Raw genomic sequence first — 19,923 nt, 5'->3', positions numbered from 1 at the left:
ACCGGCCGTACCGGCGCTGAGCTGCGCGGACGCTCGTGGTAGCGTGCCGGAGCCAGTCGAACTCCACGTATGGGGTCAGGGAATCCGGTGCGAATCCGGAACTGACGCGCAGCGGTGAGGGGGACGGGCGGGGCCACGGCCACTGGGAGACCCATCGTCCCCCGGGAAGGCGTCCCGTCCGTGTGAACCCGAGTCCGAAGACCTGCTGGCGACCGCCGCCCGGACCGGGCGGCGGACACCGTACAGCGGGCCCCGCGCATGGGCCCAGAGACGCCGAGGTACCCCGTGCCGCCCATAGCCGGCCCCGCCCGTTCCGCCGCCCTGCTCACCGCCGCGCTCCTGCTGCTGACGGCCTGTGGTGGAAGCCCGCCCGAAGCAGCCGGCGAGCAGGGCGAGTCCGGCGGCTATCCGGTCACCCTCAAGAACTGCGGGCACACCGTCACCGTGAAGGCCGCACCCCGGCGTGCCGTCTCCGTCGACCAGGGCTCGACCGAGATCCTGCTCTCGCTCGGCCTCGCCGACCGGATCGCGGCCACCGCCACCTGGACCGACCCGGTGATGAAGGGCCTGGAGAAGGCCAACGCGGGCGTGCCCAGGATCGCCGACAACCGCCCCTCATCGGAGAAGGTCCTCGACCAGGAGCCCGACTTCGTCAGCGCGTCCTTCGAGTCGACCCTCGCCAAGGGCGGTGTCGCGCCCCGCGAACAGTTCGAGAAGCTGGGCGTCCCCACCTACGTCTCGCCCGCCGACTGCACGGCCAAGGACAACACCAAGGACGGCGACGGCGTCCGCACCGGCGCCCTGACCATGGACAGCGTCTACGGTGAAGTGCGCGACCTGGCCCGCGTGTTCGGCGTACCGGAGCGCGGCGAGAAGCTGGCCGCGCAGCTCCGCGCCCGGGTCCGGAAGGCGGCCGGCGGCATCGACGCGTCCGGCGTCTCGGTCCTCTACTGGTTCGCCAACTCCGAAGCCCCTTACCTCGCGGGATGCTGCGGGGCACCCGGCATCATCAGCCGGGAACTCGGCGTGAAGAACGCCTTCGACGACACCCACGACGAGTGGCCCCGGATCAACTGGGAGACCGTCGCCGACCGCGACCCGGACGTCCTGGTCATCGGCGACCTGACCCGCAAGTCGCAGACCGCGGAGAGCGCCGCCGGGAAGATCGCCTTCCTGGAGTCCAACCCCGTCACGAAGAAGATGGACGCCGTCCGCCACAAGCGTTACGTACTGCTCAGCGGCCAGGCCATGAACCCGTCCATCCGCACGGTCGAAGGCGTGGAACGAGTGGCCGCCGGACTGCGCGAGTTCGGGCTCGCGGGGTGACGGACACCGAACGGACCGCGGCGCCGCGCGAGCGCCCTGCGCCGGCGGCCGGCACACGCGGCCGACCCCGGCTGCGGGGGATCGGCGGCGGCCTCCTGTGGGCCGGCGGCATCCTGCTGCTCGCCCTGTCCGTCGCGGTGGCCGTCACCATCGGACCTGCCCGCATCTCCGTCGTGGACGTCTGGTCCGCGGTCGCCTCCCACCTCGGCATCGGCGAGGCGCGGCTCAGCCCGATCCGTGCCGGCATCATCTGGAACCTGCGCATGCCGCGCACTTTGCTCGCCGCCGTCTGCGGGGCCGGGCTCGCGGTCTGCGGCACCGTGATGCAGTCGCTCCTGCGCAACCCGCTGGCCGACCCGTTCGTCCTCGGCGTCTCCTCCGGGGCGTCCACCGGCGCGGTCCTGGTCGTCGTGCTCGGCGTCGGCGGCGGAGCGGTCTCGCTGTCCGCCGGCGCGTTCATCGGGGCGCTTTGCTCCTTCGCCCTGGTCATGCTGCTCAGCCACACCCTCGGCGGGAGCACCGACCGGGTCGTCCTGTCCGGTGTCGCGGCCATGCAGCTCTTCTCCGCGCTCACCTCCTTCGTCGTCATGACGGCCGCCGACGCCGAGCAGACCCGCGGGGTGCTGTTCTGGCTCCTCGGCTCGCTCGGCGGCGTCGGCTGGACCGATGTGTGGCTCTGCTCCGCCGTCCTCGCCGTGACCCTGCTGATCTGCCTCGGCCACGCCCGGACGCTCGACGCGTTCGCCTTCGGCCAGGACGCGGCCGCCGCCCTCGGCGTCCACGTCGGACGCACCCGGACCGTCCTGCTGTGCACGACCGCGCTGCTGACCGCCGCACTCGTCAGCTCGGCCGGCGCCATCGGCTTCGTCGGACTGGTACTGCCGCACGCCGCCCGGGCGCTCGCCGGGTCCGGCCACCGCAGACTGCTGCCGGTCACCGCGCTCGCCGGGGCCGTGTTCCTGGTCTGGGCCGACACGCTCGCCCGCACCGTCCTCGATCCGCAGGAGGTACCGGTGGGCGTCGTCACCGCCCTCATCGGGGTCCCCGCCTTCGTCCTCGTCCTCTACCGCACCAGGCGGGCCACATGACCGAGACCGCATCCGGCGGCCTGCGGGCCGACCGGGTCAGCCGGGAAGCCGGCGGACGCCTCGTCCTGGACGGTGTGACGCTCGCGCCCGAGCCGGCCGGCACCGTCGGGCTGATCGGCCCCAACGGCTCCGGCAAGTCCACGCTGCTGCGCATCCTGGCCGGCGTCCTGGCCCCGCACACCGGCGTGGTCACCCTCGACGGCGACCCGCTGGCCGCCGTCGGCCGGCGCGCGGTGGCCCGGCGCGTCGCCGTCGTGGACCAGCACGCCGTCACGCAGGACGAGCTGAGCGTCGTGGACGTGGTACGCCTGGGCCGCATCCCGCACCGCCGCGCCTGGTCGCCGCCGTCGGAGGCGGACGCGGCGGCGGTGGACGAGGCCCTGGAACGCACCGGTCTCACCGGACACCGCGACCAGTCCTGGCACACGCTGTCCGGCGGGGAGCGCCAGCGCGTCCAGATCGCCCGCGCGCTCGCCCAGCAGCCGCGCGAACTCCTGCTGGACGAGCCGACCAACCACCTGGACATCCAGCACCAGCTGGAGCTGCTGTCCCTGGTCGCCTCGCTGCCGCTGACCGCCGTCGTCGCCCTGCACGACCTCAATCTGGCCGGCATGTTCTGCGACCGGATCGTGGTGATGAGCGGCGGCCGGGTGGTCGCGGGCGGCACCCCGGCCGAGGTGATCACCGAGGAGCTGATCGCGGACGTCTACCGGGTGCGGGCCGTCGTGACACCGGACGGGCCGCAGGGGCGGCCCTCGGTGCGCTTCCGCCCGCGCCGGCCCTGAGCGGGCCCGGTCAGGAAGACGCGCGAGAGGGCGGACCCGGCTGCGGGCCCGCCCCTCGCTCTTCGTGCGGTAAGGCCGGTACGGCGGGTCAGCGGCGGCGTCCGCGGCCGAACTCGCCGCCCGTGTCCTTTCCGCCCGTGTCCTTGCCGCCCTTGGTGGTGCCGTCCGCGTAGTCGATCTGTTCCTTGCGCAGTTCGGCGGAGACCTCCTTCTGCTCCGTCACCTTCTCGGTTTCCATCCGCACGCGTTCGACCGGGACGGCCTCCTTGCGCATGGTGGCGCGCTCGGCGTGCAGTGTGACCTCCACGTCCTGCTCCGTGAGGCCCCCGCGGCCGGTCGTCCGGTCGCCGGGCTGCAGGGGCTCACGGACCACCCGCACCTCTTCGTGCGAGACCGGCACACTGCGCGTGACGTTCTCGGTGACGACGTACTTGTGCAGGCGGGCCTTGCCGCTCTCGTACTCCTCGGTGCCGATGTGCAGCTGTTCCTCGGAGCGGATCAGTTCGTCCTTGCCGCCCGGGTCGGCGGCGGACCGTGAAGTGCCCGCACCGGCTCCGGCCAGCGGACGGGATGTGCCCGCGGCGTCGGCGTCCCGGTGCTTCCCGGTGCCGGCCGTCTGCGTCCGGTCGTTGCCGGACCTGCCGGCCGCACCCATGGCCCCGGCTCCCGCGGCCGCGCCGGTGCCCGCCGCGCCCATGGTGCCGGTGCCCGTGGTGGTCGGTGCTCCGGTGCCGGTCCCGGCGCGGTCGCCGAGATTGCCCTTGGTGTTCCGGGTCAGGCCGTAGTGCCGGTACAGCTCCTCCTCCTCGGACACGGACAGATGTGCGTCCGCGTCCACCCGGGGAGCTTCCTTGACCTGGTCCTTCGGGTGGGAGATGTGCAGGTCGGAGCCCACTCGACGGGCTCCGGCGAGAGGCACGAAACTCTCCTTCATGCCGAACAGGCCGGTCTTCACCGTGATCCAGTCCGGGCGGCCGGTGTTGTCGTCGACATACACCCGGCCCACGTTGCCGATCTTCTCGCCCTCGGTGTCGTACACCGTCAGGCCGTCGAGCTCTCCGGAATCCGTGAAACCGTCAGCGGCTCCCATGTCCGATTCCTCCTCGCCCGGGCGCGTCCTGTGGGTGGGTCCAGCAGAGAAGGCGCGTCCGGATTCCATCGCGCCTCACCCGGATGGACGCTGCAACCGCCCGGCCGCCGGGGGCGGCGCGCCGCATCCGCCTCGGACGGGCGCAGGCCCGGCGTCACGCGGCTGCGGGCCTCCTGAGTCCATTACGCCAATCGAGTGAACGGGCCGGTCGGGGAACGACGGGCACGGGGGAACGGGGCGGCCCCCGGAAGCCCGCGCCCCGGCACATATGATCAGCGGGTCCCATGCCGACCCACGTCCTGCCGCGCCAACCGGGGGTGCCCCATCCGTTCCGTACGCATCCGGCTCCCCGAACAGCGCGGAGAGCTGCTGGCCCGGCGGGAGGACGGCCTGGACCTGCACCACCTCGTGTGGCGGCTGGGACCGGGGTGGCGGGTGTGCAGCAGCGCGGTGCTGGGCGGCGGCATCGGCCCGCGCGAGTGGATCCTCAACGCCCAGGTGCCCGGCGGTTATCCGCGCACGGACCCCGACCGCCACCTGGCCGAGATCGCCGCCGCCGCGCACCTCACCGGCCCCGGCGCGGGACTGATGACGGCCGCCGACGTCACCGCGTACACGGTCGCCGCCGACGAGGGCGTGAGCGCGACCGCCACCTGCGGCCTCGGCGTACGCGGCTGGGCCGCCGCCCCCGCCGAGGGAACCGACGGACCGCCGCGACCCGGCACCGTCAACATCGTCGTCACGCTCCCCGTGCCGCTGTCCGACGCCGCCCTCGTCAACGCCGTCGCCACCGCCACGGAGGCCAAGGTGCAGGCGCTCCTGGACGCGGGGCTCGACTGCTCCGGCACTCCCACCGACGCCGTCTGCATCGCCGCTCCCGACCCCACCGCGGCCCCCGGCCCGGGCGAACCCTTCGCCGGACCGCGCTCCCGCTGGGGCGCGCGACTCGCCCGAGCCGTGCACGCTGCCGTGCTGGAGGGCGCGTCCCGGCAACCCTGAGAGACCAAGCCGCCGCGCACCGGGCCCGGCGCGCGGCCGACGAAGGGAACCCCATGACCTCAGCAGTCCCCGCAGCTCCGCAGCAGCCGGTCGTCGCCGTCCTCGGCACCGGGATCATGGGCGCGGCCATGGCCCGCAGCCTGCTCCGCGCCGGTCTGGAGGTCAGGGCCTGGAACCGTACGCAGGCCAAGGCCGCGCCGCTGGCCGACGACGGCGCCACCGTCACCGGGACCGCCGCCGAGGCCGTGCGCGGCGCCCACCTCGTGCTCACCGCGCTCAGCGACAAGACGGCCGTCGCCGCCGCGCTCACCGGCGCGTCCGAGGGGCTGCACCGGGGCCAGGTGCTGCTGCAGACCTCCACGGTCGGCCCGGACGGCGCCGTCGAACTGGCCCAGCGCGCCGCCGACCTCGGGCTCGTCCACCTCGACGCCCCGGTCTCAGGGACGCGCCGGCCCGCGGAGGCGGGCGCGCTGACCGTCCTGGTCTCCGGCCCCTCGGCCGCCCGCGCGGTGGCCGAACCGGTGCTGGAGGCGATCGGGCAGCGCACGATCTGGGTCGCCGAGGAGCCGGGAGCGGCCTCCCGGCTCAAGCTCGTGATCAACACCTGGGTGATCAACACGGTGGGCGGCGTCGCGGAGTGCCTGAACCTCGCCGAGGGGCTGGGCGTCGATCCGCGTACCTTCCTCGACGTCGTCAAGGGCGGGCCGCTCGACTCGGGTTACCTGCAGACCAAGTCCGCCGCCGTTCTGGACGGTGACCTGACGCCGAGCTTCGGCCTGTCCACGGCACTCAAGGACACCCGGCTCATTCTCGAAGCGGCCGGGCAGGCCGGTGTCCGGCTGGACCTGACCGCCGCGTCGGCCGCCCGGTTCGAGCGGGCGGAGGCGGCCGGGCACGGCGACGAGGACATGGTCGCCACCTACTACGCGGGCCGGGCCCCGGAGCGGGACGGCGACTGATCCGGCCTCGCGCCGCCCGGTCGTACGACGGCGAAGACCGCCCCACCGGTACGGGGGAGCCCGGTGGGACGGCCGCCACCAGAGTGCCACAGGCCGGGGCGCGGCAGGAGCCGACCGGCTCATATCAGGCTGTAGTTGAGTCGAAATCGACGGTCCGGGGAATGGCCGCACGCCACGCGTCCTTGCCGCAGCTGTGGCGCCGGACAGCAGGGCGCCGGAGCACGGAACAGGGGAGAGGGAGCTCATGCCGCGTCCCGGGAGCCCCCGCCCGCCGACTGGGAGGTCGTCTTCCACGCCGAGGGCGTCCAGCTCGTGGACGCGGGCGTGGCGGCGGCCCCGCACCCGGAAGCCGTACGGCTCGGCCCCGCCGACGTGCCGGAGATGCTGGACCTGGTCGCCCGCACCCGGCCGGGACCGTTCGAACCCCGTACCGTGGAACTCGGCACCTACCTCGGCGTCCGGAGGGGCGGAGCGCCCGTCGCCATGGCCGGTGAACGCCTGCGGCCACCGGGCTGGAGCGAGATCAGCGGGGTCTGCACCGACGAGTCGGTACGCGGCCAGGGACTCGGCGGCGGGCTGGTGCGTGCCGTCGCCCACGAAATCGGGCAGCGCGGCGAGACGCCGTTCCTGCACGCCGCCGCCTCCAACACCGGGGCCGTCCGGCTCTACGAATCGCTCGGGTTCGCGCTCCGCCGCCGGACCGTGTTCCTCGCCGCGCTCGTCCCCGGCCGGCCTGTGGTGCCGAAGCCCGGCCGACCGGCCGACGCGACGGTGTCCGGCCGCTGAGGCCACTGCCTTCGCGCCCCGGCCCCGGGGCCCGAAGGCGGCGGCGCGGCACTTCCCGGGACCTTCGGCAGGGGCCATGAGGCCGTAAGCCTCGTGTGCCCCACCCCCTCCACCAGGTCGAATGGAAGGGAACGCCGGCGCCCGGCCGGCAGATTCCGGAAGGAGAGGGCCTTGACGATCGGACTCCTGCGCCGGCCTGCGACACGGCGAGTGCCGCTCCCCGGCACCGACGCGGTGGAGGCTGCCGTGCGCGCCCCGCGTGTCGGGAACGGGGCTCTGTTCGGCGGACTGGCCCTGCTGACCGCCGTGATCGGCGGCCTCGATCTCCTCTCCGGGGACGACCTGCGCCTGGTGCCGCTGCTGGTGGTCGTGCCCGCCCTCGTCTCCGTCTTCGGGACGATCGCGCAGACCGTGGGCGTCGCCTCCTGGGTCATGGTGGTGGCCGTCGTCTCGCGGCTGGTGGCCGGTGGGACCTTCTGGGACATCGTCAGCAGCATCGTCTTCACCGTCCTGGCGTGCCTCCTCGGGATCGGCGCCTGCGCCCTGCGCATCCGGCACGCCACCGAGATCGCCAGGCTCCGGTCCGCCGCCGTCGCGCTCCAGCGCCAGATCCTGCGGCCCCTGCCCATCCCCACCGACCAGATCACCGCCCACGGCACCTACACGCCGATCGAGGAGGACCGCCTGGTCGGCGGTGACATCTACGAGGTCGTCCAGTCGGCCCACGGCACCCGCGTGATCATCGGCGACGTCCAGGGCAAGGGCGTCCCCGCCATCGGGGCGGGCTTCGCCGTCCTCGGCGCGTTCCGCGAGGCGGCCATCCGCGAACCCTCCCTGACCGGCGTCGTGGATGCCCTGGAGGACGCGGTCGTACGGCACAACGCCTTCTCCGCCCAGACCGGCGATACCGAACGCTTCGTGACCGCCCTGGTGCTCGGCTTCGACGGCGACGGCCGGGCCCAGGCCGTGAACTGCGGCCACCTGCCACCCCGCCTGGTGCACGACGGAGTGGCCGTCGCGGTCCCGCTGCGCCACACCTCGGTGCCGCTGGGCATGGCGGAGCTCAGCAGCGAGGGGCGCACGGCGGAACGGCTGGACTTCCCGCCCGGCGCGACGCTCCTGATGTTCACCGACGGGGTGACCGAGGCCCGTGACGCCGACGGCCGCTTCTACCCGCTGGACACCCGGCTGGGCCGTTGGGCGCGCCTGGAGCCCCGGGAACTGCTCGACGCGCTGGAACACGACCTGGAGGAGTTCTCCGGCGGGGTGCGACGCGACGACGTCGCCGTACTGGCACTGCGCCGGACCCCGTGCGCCGTGCCCCGCCCGGCCGAGCCCTCGGGGCGCGACGCGATGCGGGCCGCCGAGGTGGTCAGCGCGCTGTAGCGCAGGCGGACAAGGCACTTCATGTCCCGACGAGACTCATGTCGCGTCGGGACATTTTCGGGTGTACGGTGAAAAACATGCAAGCGGAACAGAAGCTTCCGGAAAGGCGGAGCCGCAAGGCCCGCCGGACCCGGGACGCACTGGCCCGGGCCGCGTTCGAGCTCGTGCTCGACCGGGGCCTGAGGGACGTGACGGTCGAGGAGATCGCGGAACGCGCGGACGTCGACCGCCGCACCTTCAGCCGGTACTTCGCGAGCAAGGAGTCCGCCGTCCTGGACTCGGTCCGGGGCGACGGCGACCGGATCAACGACGCCCTGCGCGCCCGTCCGGCCGAGGAGCCGCCGCTCACCGCCTACCGCCGGGCCGTTCTGGACTGGCTGGCGGACCCCGCCGCACCGGCCTGGCACCGCCGCCCGAGAATCTTCGAACTGCTGGTCCTCGCCGAGCGGGAGCCGACCCTCTACGCCGCGTTCCACCACATCCGGGTGGACGCCCAGGAGGACTCGGTCGCCATCGTCGCCGACCGGCTCGGGGTCGACCCCCGCAGCGATCTGCGGCCCGCCGTCACGGTCGCCGCCGGAGCCGGCGCACTCCTCGCCGCCCAGGCCGCCTGGGTGCGCGGGAACCGCCCCGACGAGCTGCCCCGGCTCGTCGAGCGGGCCTTCGACGCACTGGCCGGCGAGCTGTTCACCTCGCCCGCGTCACAGAGCACCACCAGCACCACGGAAGGAAATGGGACCTCATGAGCACCACCACCCCCGCCCCCGCCGACCAGGAATTCGCCGGCCGAACCGCCCTCGTCACCGGAGGGGCCTCCGGCATCGGCCTGGCCCTCTCCCGCCGGCTCGCCGGCGCGGGCGCCTCGGTCGTCGTGGCCGACTACGACGAGGACAGCGCGCGCAAGGCGGTCGCCGAACTGGAGAGCGCCGGCGGCCGGGCCGCCGCCGTGGTCATGGACGTCACCGACCCCGCGTCCGTCGAGGCGGGCGTGCGGTTCGCCGTCGACACCTTCGGCGCGCTGCACCTCGCCGTGAACAACGCGGGCATCGGCGGCCCCAGCAACCCCACCGGCGAGTACGCCGTCGAGGACTGGGACCGGGTCGTCGCCACCAACCTCAGCGGCGTCTTCTACTCGATGCGCTACGAACTGCCCGCCCTCCTCGCCGCGGGCGGCGGCGCGATCGTCAACATGTCCTCGATCCTCGGCACCAACGGCTTCGCCGGCTCTCCGGCCTACGTCGCGGCCAAGCACGGCGTCGTCGGCCTCACCAAGACCGCCGCCCTCGAATACGCCGCTCAGAACATCCGGATCAACGCGGTGGGCCCCGGCTTCATCGACACCCCGCTGCTGCGCGACACCGAGGGACCGGCCCGCGACCACCTGATCTCGCTGCACCCGGCCGGGCGCCTCGGCACGTCGGAGGAGGTGGCGGAACTCGCCGCCTTCCTGCTCTCGGACCGCGCGTCGTTCATCCACGGCAGCTACCACCTGGTGGACGGCGGCTACTCCGCCTCCTGACCGGCGATCGGGGGCACAACAGGGGGAAACGGGGGGCTCGGGGGCCAGTGAACGAGCGACAGAGGTCAAGGAGGACCCCATGAAAGCCGTCCAGTACCGCGAAATCGGCGCCGCACCCGAGGTCGTCACCGTGCCCGACCCGGAACCGGGCCCCGGACAGGTGCTGCTGAAGGTCACCGCGGCAGGCGTCTGCCACTCCGACATCGCCGTGATGGGCTGGCCCGCCGACCAGTTCCCCTACCCTCTGCCGCTCACCCTCGGCCACGAGGGCGTCGGCACGATCGCCGCGCTCGGTGACGGCGTCAGCGGCCTCAGCGGGCTCACGACCGGCCAGTCCGTCGCCGTCTACGGCCCCTGGGGCTGCGGCACGTGCGTCAAGTGCGCCGAGGGCAAGGAGAACTACTGCCTGCGCGCCCAGGAGTTGGGCATCAACCCGCCCGGCCTCGGCTCGCCCGGTGCCATGGCCGAGTACATGATCGTCGACGATCCGCGCCACCTGGTGCCCATCGGCGACCTCGACCCGGTACGGACGGTGCCGCTCACCGACGCCGGCCTCACCCCGTACCACGCCATCAAGCGCTCCCTGCCGAAGCTGGTGCCCGGGGCCACCGCCGTCGTCATCGGCACCGGCGGCCTCGGCCACGTGGCCATCCAGCTGCTGCGCGCCCTGACGGCCGCCCGGGTCATCGCCCTCGACGTCACCGAGGACAAGCTCGCCCTCGCCCGCACGGTCGGGGCGCACGAGGCGGTGCTGTCGGACGAGCACGCGGCGGAGCGCATCCGTGAGCTGACGGGCGGCATCGGCGCCGAGGTCGTCCTGGACTTCGTCGGCGCCCCGCCGACCGTCGCCACGGCCGGCGCGGCGGCCGCCATCGACTCCGACGTCACGATCGTCGGCATCGGCGGCGGAGTGCTGCCGGTCGGCTTCGGCGTACTGCCGTTCAACACGACGGTCACCGCCCCGTACTGGGGATCGCGCTCCGAACTGGCCGAGGTCCTCGACCTGGCCCACGCCGGCGCGGTCGACGTGCACGTCGAGACGTACTCGCTGGACGAGGCGCCCCTCGCCTACGAGCGACTGCACGCCGGCAAGATCAACGGCCGCGCCGTCATCCTCCCGCAGGGCTGAGCCCGCGAGAAGACCCACGAAAGGAGGCGGGCCGTCGCACGGACGACGGCCCGCCTCCGCCCGTGCGCCCGGTTCAGTCCCCGCCACCCGTCAGATGCGCGCGCAGCCGCTCCACGAAGACCCGCTGCCCCTTCACCAGACGCTCGGCCGCGACCTCGGGGGTGCACCAGGCGAACCGCTCGATCTCCGGGAACTCCCGCACCACCCCGGAGTCGCGCGGCCACTCCATCGTGAACGTGCCGGGCACGGCGGACGCCGGATCGATGTCGGCCCGAAGCGCCCACACCGTCACCGTCTTGCCGCTGGGCTGCCGGGCCTCGCCCAGCTCCACCCACTCACCCTCCGGCACGGGGTGGCCGAACTCCTCCTCGAACTCCCGCCGGGCCGCCGCCCGGGGCGCCTCCTCGGGGGCGTACTCACCCTTGGGCACCGACCACGCGGCCTGCTCGCGGCCCTCCCAGAACGGGCCGCCCATGTGCCCGATGAGGACTTCAAGCCCCTGTTCGGCGCCGGTACGGAACAGGAGCAGGCCGGCGCTGCGGCGGGTGTTCTTCTTGGCCGTCATACCGCCCAGTGTGCGCGGCGCCCGCCCGTTCGTCTCCGAGACAGGCCCTACGCCTTGCGGTAGTCGTACGCCTCCGAGGCGGCGGCCGCGACCGCGTCGAGGTTGCCGCCCGCCGAGGCCGTGACCACGGCCGCCACCGCGCCCTCGACGAAGGGGGCGTCCACCAGCCGTGCCCCGTCCGGGAGTTCGTCCCCCTCGGCGAGCATCGCCTTCACCGTGAGCACCGCGCTCCCGAGATCGACGAGCACGGCGACCCCCGCGCCGCCGTCCACCGACCGGGCGGCCTCGGCGATGAGCTCCGCGCTCGTACCGAGCCCGCCCGCCCGCGTGCCGCCGGCCGCGGCCACCGGCGCGGTCGCACCGCCCGCCGCGAGCCCCCTGGCCAGCTCCGCCACGGCCTCGGCCACCGGTCCGCTGTGCGAGACCAGCACGATGCCCACCTGCGCGTCCGTACTCATGCCCCGCCCCCGGCCGTCTCCTCGGTGTCCGCGAGCGCGGCGATCAGGAGCGCGGCGGACGCGGCCCCCGGGTCCTGGTGTCCGATGCTCCGCTCGCCCAGATAGCTGGCCCGGCCCTTGCGCGCCTGGAGGGGCACGGTCGCCTCCGCACCTGCCCGCGCCGCCTCCCGCCCCGCGGCGAACGAGGTCCGAAGCGCGTCCACGGCCGGCAGCAGCGCGTCGAGCATCGTCTTGTCACCGGCCTGCGCCCCGCCGAGCTGGGCCACCGCCGCGACGCCCGTCCCCAGGGCCCCCGCCAGCTCGTCGGCCGTCACGGCGGGGGCGTCGCCGAGCGCCTTGCCCGTACGCCGCAGCAGCGTCCCGTACAGCGGCCCCGAGGCCCCGCCGACGGTCGAGATCAGCTGCCGTCCGGCCAGCGTCAGCACGGCCCCCGGGGTCTGCTGCGGTTCCTTCTCCAGGGCCGCCGCGACCGCGGTGAACCCGCGCCGCAGGTTGCTGCCGTGATCGGCGTCCCCGATCGCGGAGTCCAGCACGGTCAGACGTTCCGCCTCGCGGTCCACGGCAGCGGTGGCCGCGGTCATCCAGCGGTGGAAGAAATCGGCGTCGAGCACATCATCTCCTTGGTCCGTGGAACGTGCGGTTCAGCGGCCCCAGCGCAGCGCCGGCGTCTCGACCGGCGCGTCCCACAGCCGTACCAGCTCCTCGTCCACCTGGCAGAGCGTCACCGAACAGCCCGCCATGTCGAGCGAGGTCACGTAGTTGCCCACGAGGGTACGAGCCGCCACCACACCCCGCTCACCCAGCACCCGCTGCACCTCGGCGCTGAAGCCGTACAGCTCCAGCAGGGGCGTCGAACCCATGCCGTTGACGAGGGCGAGTACCGGGCCTTGCGGCCGCAGGTCGTCCAGGACGGCGTTCACCGCGAAGTCGGCGATCTCCCGCGAGGTCATCATCGCCCGTCGCTCCCGGCCCGGTTCGCCGTGGATGCCCACGCCCAGTTCGAGTTCGCCGGCGGGCAGGTCGAAGGTGGGGGAGCCCTTCGCGGGGGTGGTGACGGAGCTCAGGGCCACCCCGAAGCTGCGCGAGGACTCGTTCACCCGGCGGGCGATGGCGGCCACCCGGTCCAGCGGGGCGCCCTCGTCGGCCGCCGCACCGGCGATCTTCTCCACGAACAGGGTCGCCCCCGTGCCCCGCCGTCCGGCGGTGTAGAGGCTGTCGGTCACCGCTATGTCGTCGTCCACGAGCACCTGGGCGATGCGCACCCCCTCCTCCTCGGCGAGTTCGGCGGCCATCTCGAAGTTGAGGACGTCACCGGTGTAGTTCTTGACGACGAACAGCACACCCTCGCCGCTGTCCACGGCCGCCGCGGCCCGCACCATCTGGTCCGGCACCGGCGACGTGAACACCTCGCCGGGGCACGCGGCAGACAGCATCCCGGGGCCGACGAACCCGGCGTGCAGCGGTTCGTGCCCCGACCCGCCGCCGGAGACCAGGGCCACCTTGCCCGCCACGGGTGCGTCACGGCGTACGACGACACGGTTGTCCACGTCCACGGTCAGTTCGGGATGGGCGGCCGCGATGCCGCGCAGCGCGTCGGCGACGACGGTTTCGGGCACGTTGATCAGCATGCGCAACGGAATCTCCCAGGAGGGCTGTCGGACCCGGACGGCGTGGACACCACCGTAGGCCGTCATCGGCCTCGTGCGAAGGGCCGCCGGGCTACGCTGACGGGCATCTCCGCGCCCCTCCCTGCCCGTCTGCCTACGAACAGGTGATCGCACTTGCTGTACGTCGCGTTCCTGCGAGGACTGAACGTCCCGGGCCGTTCCGTGAAGATGGAGCGCCTGCGCGGACTGTTCACGGAGCTGGGCCTCACCTCGGTGCGCAGCTACATCCAGAGCGGCAACGTCTTCTTCGAGACCGACGAGACCGACCGGGCCGCGCTCGCCACCCGCATCGGTGACCACCTCGCCGACGCCCTCGGCTACTCCGTCGCGGTGTGCCTGCGTACGGTCCCGGAGCTGGAGGCGCTGATCGCGCTCGACCCGTTCAAGCACGTCACCGTCACCGACGACATGCGCTGCTGCGTGGTGTTCACGAGCGAGCGGATCGATCCGGACCTGGCGCTGCCGCTGCTCTCCCCGAAGAAGGACATGGAGATCATCGGCACCACAAAGTACGACGCCTTCGTCGTCTGGCACCTCGTCAACGGCAAGGCGCCGGCCGCGAAGGGCTTCCAGGAGGGCGTCCTCGGACGGGACGCGACGACCCGCTTCTTCCACACCGTGGTGAAGATCCTGGCCGCGGCCAAGAAAGGCGCGGCCTGAGCCGCCGCCCGTGTCAGGCGCGGTCGATGTGCACGCTGGTCGACTTCACCCGGGCGGTGGCCTGCACGCCGACCTCCAGGCCCAGTTCCTCGACGGCCTCCCGGGTCAGCAGGGACACCAGCCGGTGCGGGCCGGCCTGGATCTCGACCTGCGCCGCCACATCGCCGAGCTTCACGGCGGTGACGATGCCCGCGAACGCGTTGCGGGCGGAGGTGTAGGAGACGTCCCCCTCGCCCGCGCCGCTCTGGGCCACCTCGACGGAGAACGCCGCCAGGTCGCGGCCGTCGATGAGGCGCCGGCCGCCCTCCTCCCGGTGGGTCGCGACGCGCCCGGCGTCGGCCCAGCGCCGGGCGGTGTCGGGGCTGACCCCGAGGAGACGGGCCGCCTGCCCGATCGTGTAGGACTGCATACGCCGTACCTTAACCGGCCCCGGAAACGGCCGTCCGGGCACGGCCGGGTGGACTTGCCGGGATGAGGAATCGCCGCGCGCGGCCTAGGGTGCGAACCATGGCAGAGAGCGCGGCGGACCGGGGTTCTGCGGGGCGGGGTGCGGACTCCGCCTCCGGCCATGACACACCCGACCCCCGGCGATGGCGGGCGCTCGCCGTCTGCCTGGTCGCGGGCTTCATGACCCTCCTGGACGTGTCGATCGTCAACGTGGCGCTGCCGTCCATCAAGGAGGGCCTGCACACCCCGGAGTCCGACCTGCAATGGGTCCTGTCCGGATACGCCCTCGCCTTCGGCCTGTTCCTGATCCCGGCCGGGCGACTCGGCGACGCGCGCGGCCGGCGTGCCGTGTTCATGGCCGGGCTGACACTCTTCACCCTCTCGTCCGCGGCCTGCGGCGCCGCCCAGTCCAGCCTCTGGCTGGTGATCGCCCGACTGGTCCAGGGGCTGGCCGGCGGGATGGTCTCACCGCAGATCTCCGCCCTCATCCAGCAGATGTTCCAGGGGCGCGAACGCGGCCGGGCCTTCGGCATGTTCGGCACGGTGGTCGGCATCTCCACCGCCGTCGGCCCGCTCCTCGGCGGCCTGCTCATCCAGGCGGCCGGAGCCGATGAGGGCTGGCGGTGGGTGTTCTACGTCAACCTGCCGCTCGGCCTGATCTGCCTCCTGCTGGCCCGCCGCCTGCTGCCCGACACCCCGTCCGCAGGGCCGGTCCGGCTGCGGGACCTCGACCCGCTGGGCGTCCTGCTGCTCGGTGCGGGGGTGCTGGCGCTGCTGCTGCCGTTCGTCCAGGCCCGCCAGTGGCCCGGCGACGGCAAATGGCTGATCCTGATCCTGGCCGCGGCGCTGCTCGCCGCCTTCGTCGGCTGGGAGTCCCGGTGCGGGCGGCGCGGCACCCAGCCGGTCGTGGACCTCAGCCTCTTCCGGGTGCGCTCCTACTGGCTGGGCTGCCTGCTGATCCTGCTGTACTTCGCGGGATTCACCTCGATCTTCTTCATCACGACCCTCTATCTGCAGAGCGGTCTGCACTACACCGCCCTCCAGGCCGGTCTGGCCATCACCCCGTTCGCCCTGGGCTCCGCCGTCGCGGCGAGCCCCGGCGGCAGGCTCATCGGCCGGTTCGGCCGCCCCCTCGTCGTCGTCGGACTCGCCGCCGTCGCCGTGGGGCTCGGGGCCACCGCACTCGCCGTCCACCTGGTGCCCGGCCGGGGCGCCGGCTGGGCGATGGCCGCCCCGCTGCTGTTCGCCGGACTCGGCAGCGGCCTGGTCATCGCGCCCAACCAGACGCTGACCCTCTCCGAAGTGCCGGTGGCCACCGCGGGCAGCGCCGGCGGCACCCTGCAGACCGGCCAGCGCGTCGGCTCCGCGATCGGGATCGCCGCCGTCGGCTCGGTGTTCTTCGCCCGGGTCGGCTCCGACGGCTGGCCCACCGCGTACGACCACGGGCTCGTCGTCTCGGTCGCCTTCGTCGTCGCCGGACTGCTCGTCGCGCTGGCCGACGTGGGCGGCTCCCGACGGGGCAGAAGCCGTGGACAGCACTCACCACCTCCCGCAGCCGCCTCGTAAGCCTCGTGAAGGAGAACGCGATGAACGACTCCGCCGGCACCGGATCCGACGGCAACAGCGCGTACGGGCACAAGCCCTTCAAGCGCTCCCGCAGCCACTTCGCCGACCGCGTCACCGCCGACGGCCGCGACGGCTGGCCCGTCGAGGCGGGCCGCTACCGGCTCGTCGTCAGCCGCGCCTGCCCCTGGGCGAGCCGCGCCCTGGTCTCCCGCAGGCTCCTCGGCCTGGAGAGCGCCCTCTCGCTCGCCGTGACCGACCCGCTGCAGGACGACCGCAGCTGGCGCTTCACGCTGGACGCCGGCGGCCGTGACCCGGTGCTCGGCATCCGCTACCTGAGCGAGGCATACGACGCGAGGGAACGCGACTACCCGGGCGGCGTCAGCGTCCCGGCCGTCGTCGACGTACCCACCGGCAAGCTCGTCACCAACGACTACCAGCAGATCACCCTGGACCTCGCCACCGAGTGGACCGCCCTGCACCGGCCCGGCGCGCCCGACCTCTACCCCGAACCGCTGCGCGCGGAGATCGACGAGGTCATGGAAGGCATCTACCAGGACGTCAACAACGGCGTGTACCGAGCCGGATTCGCCGACGACCAGAGCACCTACGAGGCCGCGTACGAGGCGCTGTTCCGCCGGCTGGAGCAGATGTCGCAGCGGCTCGCGGACCGGCGCTACCTCGTGGGGGACACGATCACCGAGGCCGACATCCGCTTCTTCACCACCCTGGTCCGCTTCGACGCCGTCTACCACGGCCACTTCAAGTGCAACCGCCGGAAACTGGCCGAGGACCCGGTGCTGTGGGCGTACGTCAGGGACCTCTACCAGACCCCCGGGTTCGGGGACACGGTCGACTTCCACCACATCAAGCAGCACTACTACCGCGTGCACACCGGCATCAACCCCACCGGCATCGTCCCGGCGGGGCCGGATCTGTCCGGCTGGCTGACCCCGCACCACCGGGAACAGCTCGGCGGCCGCCCCTTCGGCGACGGGACCCCGCCCGGACCGGTGCCGGAGGGTGAGGTGGTCCCGCCCGGCGGCCGCCCGTAGGACGTCTTCCGGCCGGTGTGGGGCAGGGCCCTGTCGAGGCGGCGCCGCTCACGAGATATCTTGATGTCAAGCAATGTTGCAGACGTGGAGCGGAGCACAGGGTGACTGACTCGACCATCATCTATACACACACCGACGAGGCCCCGGCCCTGGCGACGTATTCGTTCCTGCCCGTGATCGAGGCCTACGCCTCCAAGGCCGGGATCACCGTGGAGAGCCGGGACATCTCCCTGGCGGGCCGGATCATCGCCAGCTTCCCCGACCGCCTCCAGGAGAACCAGCGCATCGACGACGCTCTCGCCGAGCTCGGCGAGCTGGCCACCACCCCCGGCGCCAACATCATCAAGCTGCCCAACATCTCGGCCTCGATCCCGCAGCTCAAGGCCGCGATCGCCGAGCTCCAGGGCCAGGGCTACGCCCTCCCGGACTACCCGGACGACCCGAAGACCGACGAGGACAAGGACGTCCGCGCCCGCTACGACAAGGTCAAGGGCAGCGCCGTCAACCCGGTCCTGCGCGAGGGCAACTCCGACCGCCGCGCCCCCGCGTCGGTCAAGAACTACGCCAAGACCCACCCGCACCGCATGGGCGCCTGGACCGCCGACTCCAAGACGAGCGTCGCCACCATGGGCGTCGACGACTTCCGGTCCACCGAGAAGTCCGCGGTCATCGCGGAGCCGGGCAGCCTGCGCATCGAGCTCGCCGGCGACGACGGCACCACCACCGTCCTGCGCGAGTCCGTACCCGTCCTGGCGGGCGAGGTCGTGGACGCCTCCGTGATGCGGGTCGCCGCGCTGCGCGAGTTCATCACCGCCCAGATCGCCCGCGCCAAGGCCGAGGGCGTGCTCTTCTCCGTGCACCTCAAGGCCACGATGATGAAGGTCTCCGACCCGATCATCTTCGGCCACGTCGTGCGCGCCTTCTTCCCGAAGACCTTCGCCGAGCACGGTGACGCGCTCGCCGCGGCGGGACTCACCCCGAACGACGGCCTCGGCGGCATCCTCAAGGGCCTGGACGCGCTGCCCGAGGGCGCGAAGATCAAGGAGTCCTTCGAGGCCGAGCTCGCCGAAGGCCCCGCCCTCGCGATGGTCGACTCCGACAAGGGCATCACCAACCTGCACGTCCCCAGCGACGTCATCGTGGACGCCTCCATGCCGGCCATGATCCGCACCTCCGGCCACATGTGGGGCCCGGACGGCCAGGAGGCCGACACCATCGCCGTCCTGCCGGACAGCAGCTACGCCGGTGTCTACCAGGTCGTGATCGACGACTGCCGCGCCAACGGCGCCTTCGACCCGTCCACGATGGGCTCGGTGCCCAACGTCGGCCTCATGGCGCAGAAGGCCGAGGAGTACGGCAGCCACGACAAGACCTTCGAGATCCCCGCCACCGGCACCGTGCGCGTCGTCGACGCCGCCGGCAACGCCGTGCTGGAGCAGGCCGTCGGCGCCGGTGACATCTTCCGGATGTGCCAGACCAAGGACCTGCCGATCCAGGACTGGGTCAAGCTCGCCGTCACCCGCGCCCGCGCGACCGGCAACCCGGCCGTCTTCTGGCTCGACGAGGGCCGCGCCCACGACGCGAAGCTCATCGAGAAGGTCAGGACGTACCTCGCCGAGCACGACACCGAGGGTCTGCAGATCGAGATCATGACCCCGCAGGACGCCACCGCCTTCTCCCTGGAGCGCATCCGCCGCGGCGAGGACACCATCTCCGTCACCGGCAACGTGCTCCGTGACTACCTGACGGACCTCTTCCCGATCCTGGAGCTCGGCACCAGCGCGAAGATGCTCTCCGTCGTCCCGCTGATGAACGGCGGCGGCCTCTTCGAGACGGGCGCCGGCGGCTCCGCGCCCAAGCACGTGCAGCAGCTCGTCAAGGAGGACTACCTGCGCTGGGACAGCCTGGGCGAGTTCCTCGCCCTCGCGGTCAGCTTCGAGCACCTCGCGCAGACCACGGGCAACGCCCGCGCCCAGGTCCTCGCCGACACGCTGGACCGCGCCACGGCCACGTTCCTCAACGAGGACAAGTCGCCCAGCCGCCGCCTCGGCGGCATTGACAACCGCGGCAGCCACTTCTACCTGTCCCTGTACTGGGCCCAGGAGCTGGCGCAGCAGACCGCCGACGCCGACCTCGCCGCCGCGTTCGCCCCGCTCGCCAAGACGCTGGCCGAGCAGGAGCAGACGATCGTGGACGAGCTGATCGCGGTCCAGGGCAAGCCGGCCGACATCGGCGGCTACTACCAGCCCGACCCGGCCAAGGCCGCGGCCGTCATGCGTCCCTCCACGACGTTCAACCAGGCGATCGCGAGCCTCGCCTGACCTGACGCGTGATGCCCCGGCCGGCCCCGCCGCGCCGGGGCATCGCCGTTCCCGCGGCGACCACCCTGACGGGTGAAAGTCGCGCCACGGCGGGTGCCGGGCCGCGCGCGGGGAGCCCTT

The 19,923-nt window shown here is 73.0% G+C and carries 19 protein-coding genes, 1 pseudogene and 1 riboswitch; of the genes and pseudogenes, 14 read left to right on the top strand and 6 right to left on the bottom strand.

Features of this window, described 5'->3' with window-relative positions; translation table 11 throughout:
* The first annotated feature begins 36 nt into the window (after window positions 1-36).
* Window positions 37-225, top strand: a riboswitch (cobalamin riboswitch).
* 60 nt (window positions 226-285) lie between these two features.
* Genes E6R18_RS02705 through E6R18_RS02695 form a run of 3 tightly spaced genes read left to right on the top strand, consistent with a single transcriptional unit; the run spans window position 286 to window position 3,199 of the window.
* The gene (locus tag E6R18_RS02705; RefSeq protein ID WP_136315184.1) at window positions 286-1,326 is read left to right on the top strand and encodes an ABC transporter substrate-binding protein; all 1,041 of its coding nucleotides are present in this window, start codon (window positions 286-288) and stop codon (window positions 1,324-1,326) included.
* Complete coding sequence (locus tag E6R18_RS02700) at window positions 1,323-2,414, top strand: iron chelate uptake ABC transporter family permease subunit (protein ID WP_136315183.1); 1,092 nt, start codon at window positions 1,323-1,325, stop codon at window positions 2,412-2,414. Before E6R18_RS02705 ends, E6R18_RS02700 begins: the two co-directional genes overlap by 4 nt.
* Window positions 2,411-3,199 carry an ABC transporter ATP-binding protein gene (locus E6R18_RS02695; protein ID WP_136315182.1) on the top strand — a complete coding sequence of 263 codons (789 nt, stop codon included), beginning with the start codon at window positions 2,411-2,413 and terminating at the stop codon, window positions 3,197-3,199. Before E6R18_RS02700 ends, E6R18_RS02695 begins: the two co-directional genes overlap by 4 nt.
* An 88-nt stretch (window positions 3,200-3,287) precedes the next feature.
* Here E6R18_RS02695 and E6R18_RS02690 read toward each other — a convergent pair whose 3' ends face one another.
* Window positions 3,288-4,289: a PRC and DUF2382 domain-containing protein gene (locus tag E6R18_RS02690; protein WP_136315181.1), complete on the bottom strand. Its 1,002-nt coding sequence runs from the start codon at window positions 4,287-4,289 to the stop codon at window positions 3,288-3,290.
* Between the two features lie 366 nt (window positions 4,290-4,655).
* Between E6R18_RS02690 and E6R18_RS02685 the strand changes: the two genes are divergently transcribed.
* The 7 genes and pseudogenes from E6R18_RS02685 to E6R18_RS02655 all read left to right on the top strand — a co-directional run bounded on the left by E6R18_RS02685 (window position 4,656) and on the right by E6R18_RS02655 (window position 11,067).
* Window positions 4,656-5,288 carry an adenosylcobinamide amidohydrolase gene (locus tag E6R18_RS02685; protein ID WP_168712268.1) on the top strand — a complete coding sequence of 211 codons (633 nt, stop codon included), beginning with the start codon at window positions 4,656-4,658 and terminating at the stop codon, window positions 5,286-5,288.
* Window positions 5,289-5,341: 53 nt separating this feature from the next.
* Window positions 5,342-6,247, top strand: a complete 906-nt coding sequence (locus tag E6R18_RS02680; protein WP_136315180.1) for an NAD(P)-dependent oxidoreductase — start codon at window positions 5,342-5,344, stop codon at window positions 6,245-6,247.
* A gap of 249 nt (window positions 6,248-6,496) precedes the next feature.
* A pseudogene (locus E6R18_RS02675) lies at window positions 6,497-7,033 on the top strand (GNAT family N-acetyltransferase); the annotation flags it as partial.
* 171 nt (window positions 7,034-7,204) lie between these two features.
* On the top strand, window positions 7,205-8,419 hold the full coding sequence (locus E6R18_RS02670) for a PP2C family protein-serine/threonine phosphatase (protein ID WP_136315179.1): 1,215 nt from the start codon (window positions 7,205-7,207) through the stop codon (window positions 8,417-8,419).
* A gap of 77 nt (window positions 8,420-8,496) precedes the next feature.
* The gene (locus E6R18_RS02665; protein ID WP_136315178.1) at window positions 8,497-9,165 is read left to right on the top strand and encodes a TetR family transcriptional regulator; all 669 of its coding nucleotides are present in this window, start codon (window positions 8,497-8,499) and stop codon (window positions 9,163-9,165) included.
* Entirely contained in the window at window positions 9,162-9,938 is a 777-nt protein-coding gene (locus E6R18_RS02660; RefSeq protein ID WP_136315177.1) for an SDR family NAD(P)-dependent oxidoreductase, read from the top strand. The genes E6R18_RS02665 and E6R18_RS02660 overlap by 4 nt, the downstream gene beginning before the upstream one ends.
* A 79-nt stretch (window positions 9,939-10,017) precedes the next feature.
* The gene (locus E6R18_RS02655; RefSeq protein WP_136315176.1) at window positions 10,018-11,067 is read left to right on the top strand and encodes an NAD(P)-dependent alcohol dehydrogenase; all 1,050 of its coding nucleotides are present in this window, start codon (window positions 10,018-10,020) and stop codon (window positions 11,065-11,067) included.
* Between the two features lie 73 nt (window positions 11,068-11,140).
* Here the strand turns inward: E6R18_RS02655 and E6R18_RS02650 are convergent, their stop codons facing one another.
* From E6R18_RS02650 to dhaK, 4 genes are read right to left on the bottom strand one after another with little or no spacing between them, the layout of a single operon-like run.
* Window positions 11,141-11,632 carry an NUDIX domain-containing protein gene (locus E6R18_RS02650; RefSeq protein ID WP_136315175.1) on the bottom strand — a complete coding sequence of 164 codons (492 nt, stop codon included), beginning with the start codon at window positions 11,630-11,632 and terminating at the stop codon, window positions 11,141-11,143.
* Window positions 11,633-11,679: 47 nt separating this feature from the next.
* On the bottom strand, window positions 11,680-12,090 hold the full coding sequence (locus tag E6R18_RS02645; RefSeq protein WP_136315174.1) for a PTS fructose transporter subunit IIA: 411 nt from the start codon (window positions 12,088-12,090) through the stop codon (window positions 11,680-11,682).
* Entirely contained in the window at window positions 12,087-12,701 is a 615-nt protein-coding gene (gene dhaL, locus E6R18_RS02640) for a dihydroxyacetone kinase subunit DhaL (protein WP_136315173.1), read from the bottom strand. Before dhaL ends, E6R18_RS02645 begins: the two co-directional genes overlap by 4 nt.
* Window positions 12,702-12,731: 30 nt before the next feature.
* A complete protein-coding gene (dhaK, locus tag E6R18_RS02635; protein WP_136315207.1) occupies window positions 12,732-13,724 on the bottom strand; it encodes a dihydroxyacetone kinase subunit DhaK in 993 nt (330 codons plus the stop codon).
* Between the two features lie 147 nt (window positions 13,725-13,871).
* On the opposite strand from dhaK, the gene E6R18_RS02630 reads away from it, so the two are divergent.
* Window positions 13,872-14,417, top strand: coding sequence for a DUF1697 domain-containing protein (locus tag E6R18_RS02630; RefSeq protein WP_136315172.1), 546 nt, complete (start codon window positions 13,872-13,874; stop codon window positions 14,415-14,417).
* 13 nt (window positions 14,418-14,430) lie between these two features.
* On the opposite strand, the gene E6R18_RS02625 is transcribed toward E6R18_RS02630, so the two are convergent.
* Window positions 14,431-14,826 carry a helix-turn-helix transcriptional regulator gene (locus E6R18_RS02625; RefSeq protein WP_136315171.1) on the bottom strand — a complete coding sequence of 132 codons (396 nt, stop codon included), beginning with the start codon at window positions 14,824-14,826 and terminating at the stop codon, window positions 14,431-14,433.
* Window positions 14,827-14,924: 98 nt separating this feature from the next.
* Between E6R18_RS02625 and E6R18_RS02620 the strand changes: the two genes are divergently transcribed.
* The 3 genes from E6R18_RS02620 (at window position 14,925) to E6R18_RS02610 (ending at window position 19,803) form a co-directional block, all read left to right on the top strand.
* Window positions 14,925-16,430, top strand: a complete 1,506-nt coding sequence (locus tag E6R18_RS02620) for an MFS transporter (protein WP_136315170.1) — start codon at window positions 14,925-14,927, stop codon at window positions 16,428-16,430.
* A gap of 20 nt (window positions 16,431-16,450) precedes the next feature.
* A complete protein-coding gene (locus E6R18_RS02615) occupies window positions 16,451-17,482 on the top strand; it encodes a glutathione S-transferase C-terminal domain-containing protein (protein ID WP_136315169.1) in 1,032 nt (343 codons plus the stop codon).
* A gap of 101 nt (window positions 17,483-17,583) precedes the next feature.
* On the top strand, window positions 17,584-19,803 hold the full coding sequence (locus E6R18_RS02610) for an NADP-dependent isocitrate dehydrogenase (RefSeq protein ID WP_136315168.1): 2,220 nt from the start codon (window positions 17,584-17,586) through the stop codon (window positions 19,801-19,803).
* Window positions 19,804-19,923: the final 120 nt, after the last annotated feature.

Origin of the sequence: Streptomyces sp. A1277, assembly GCF_004795015.1 — a bacterium.
Lineage (GTDB): Bacteria > Actinomycetota > Actinomycetes > Streptomycetales > Streptomycetaceae > Streptomyces.
This window is presented reverse-complemented; position numbering and strand designations above follow the sequence as displayed.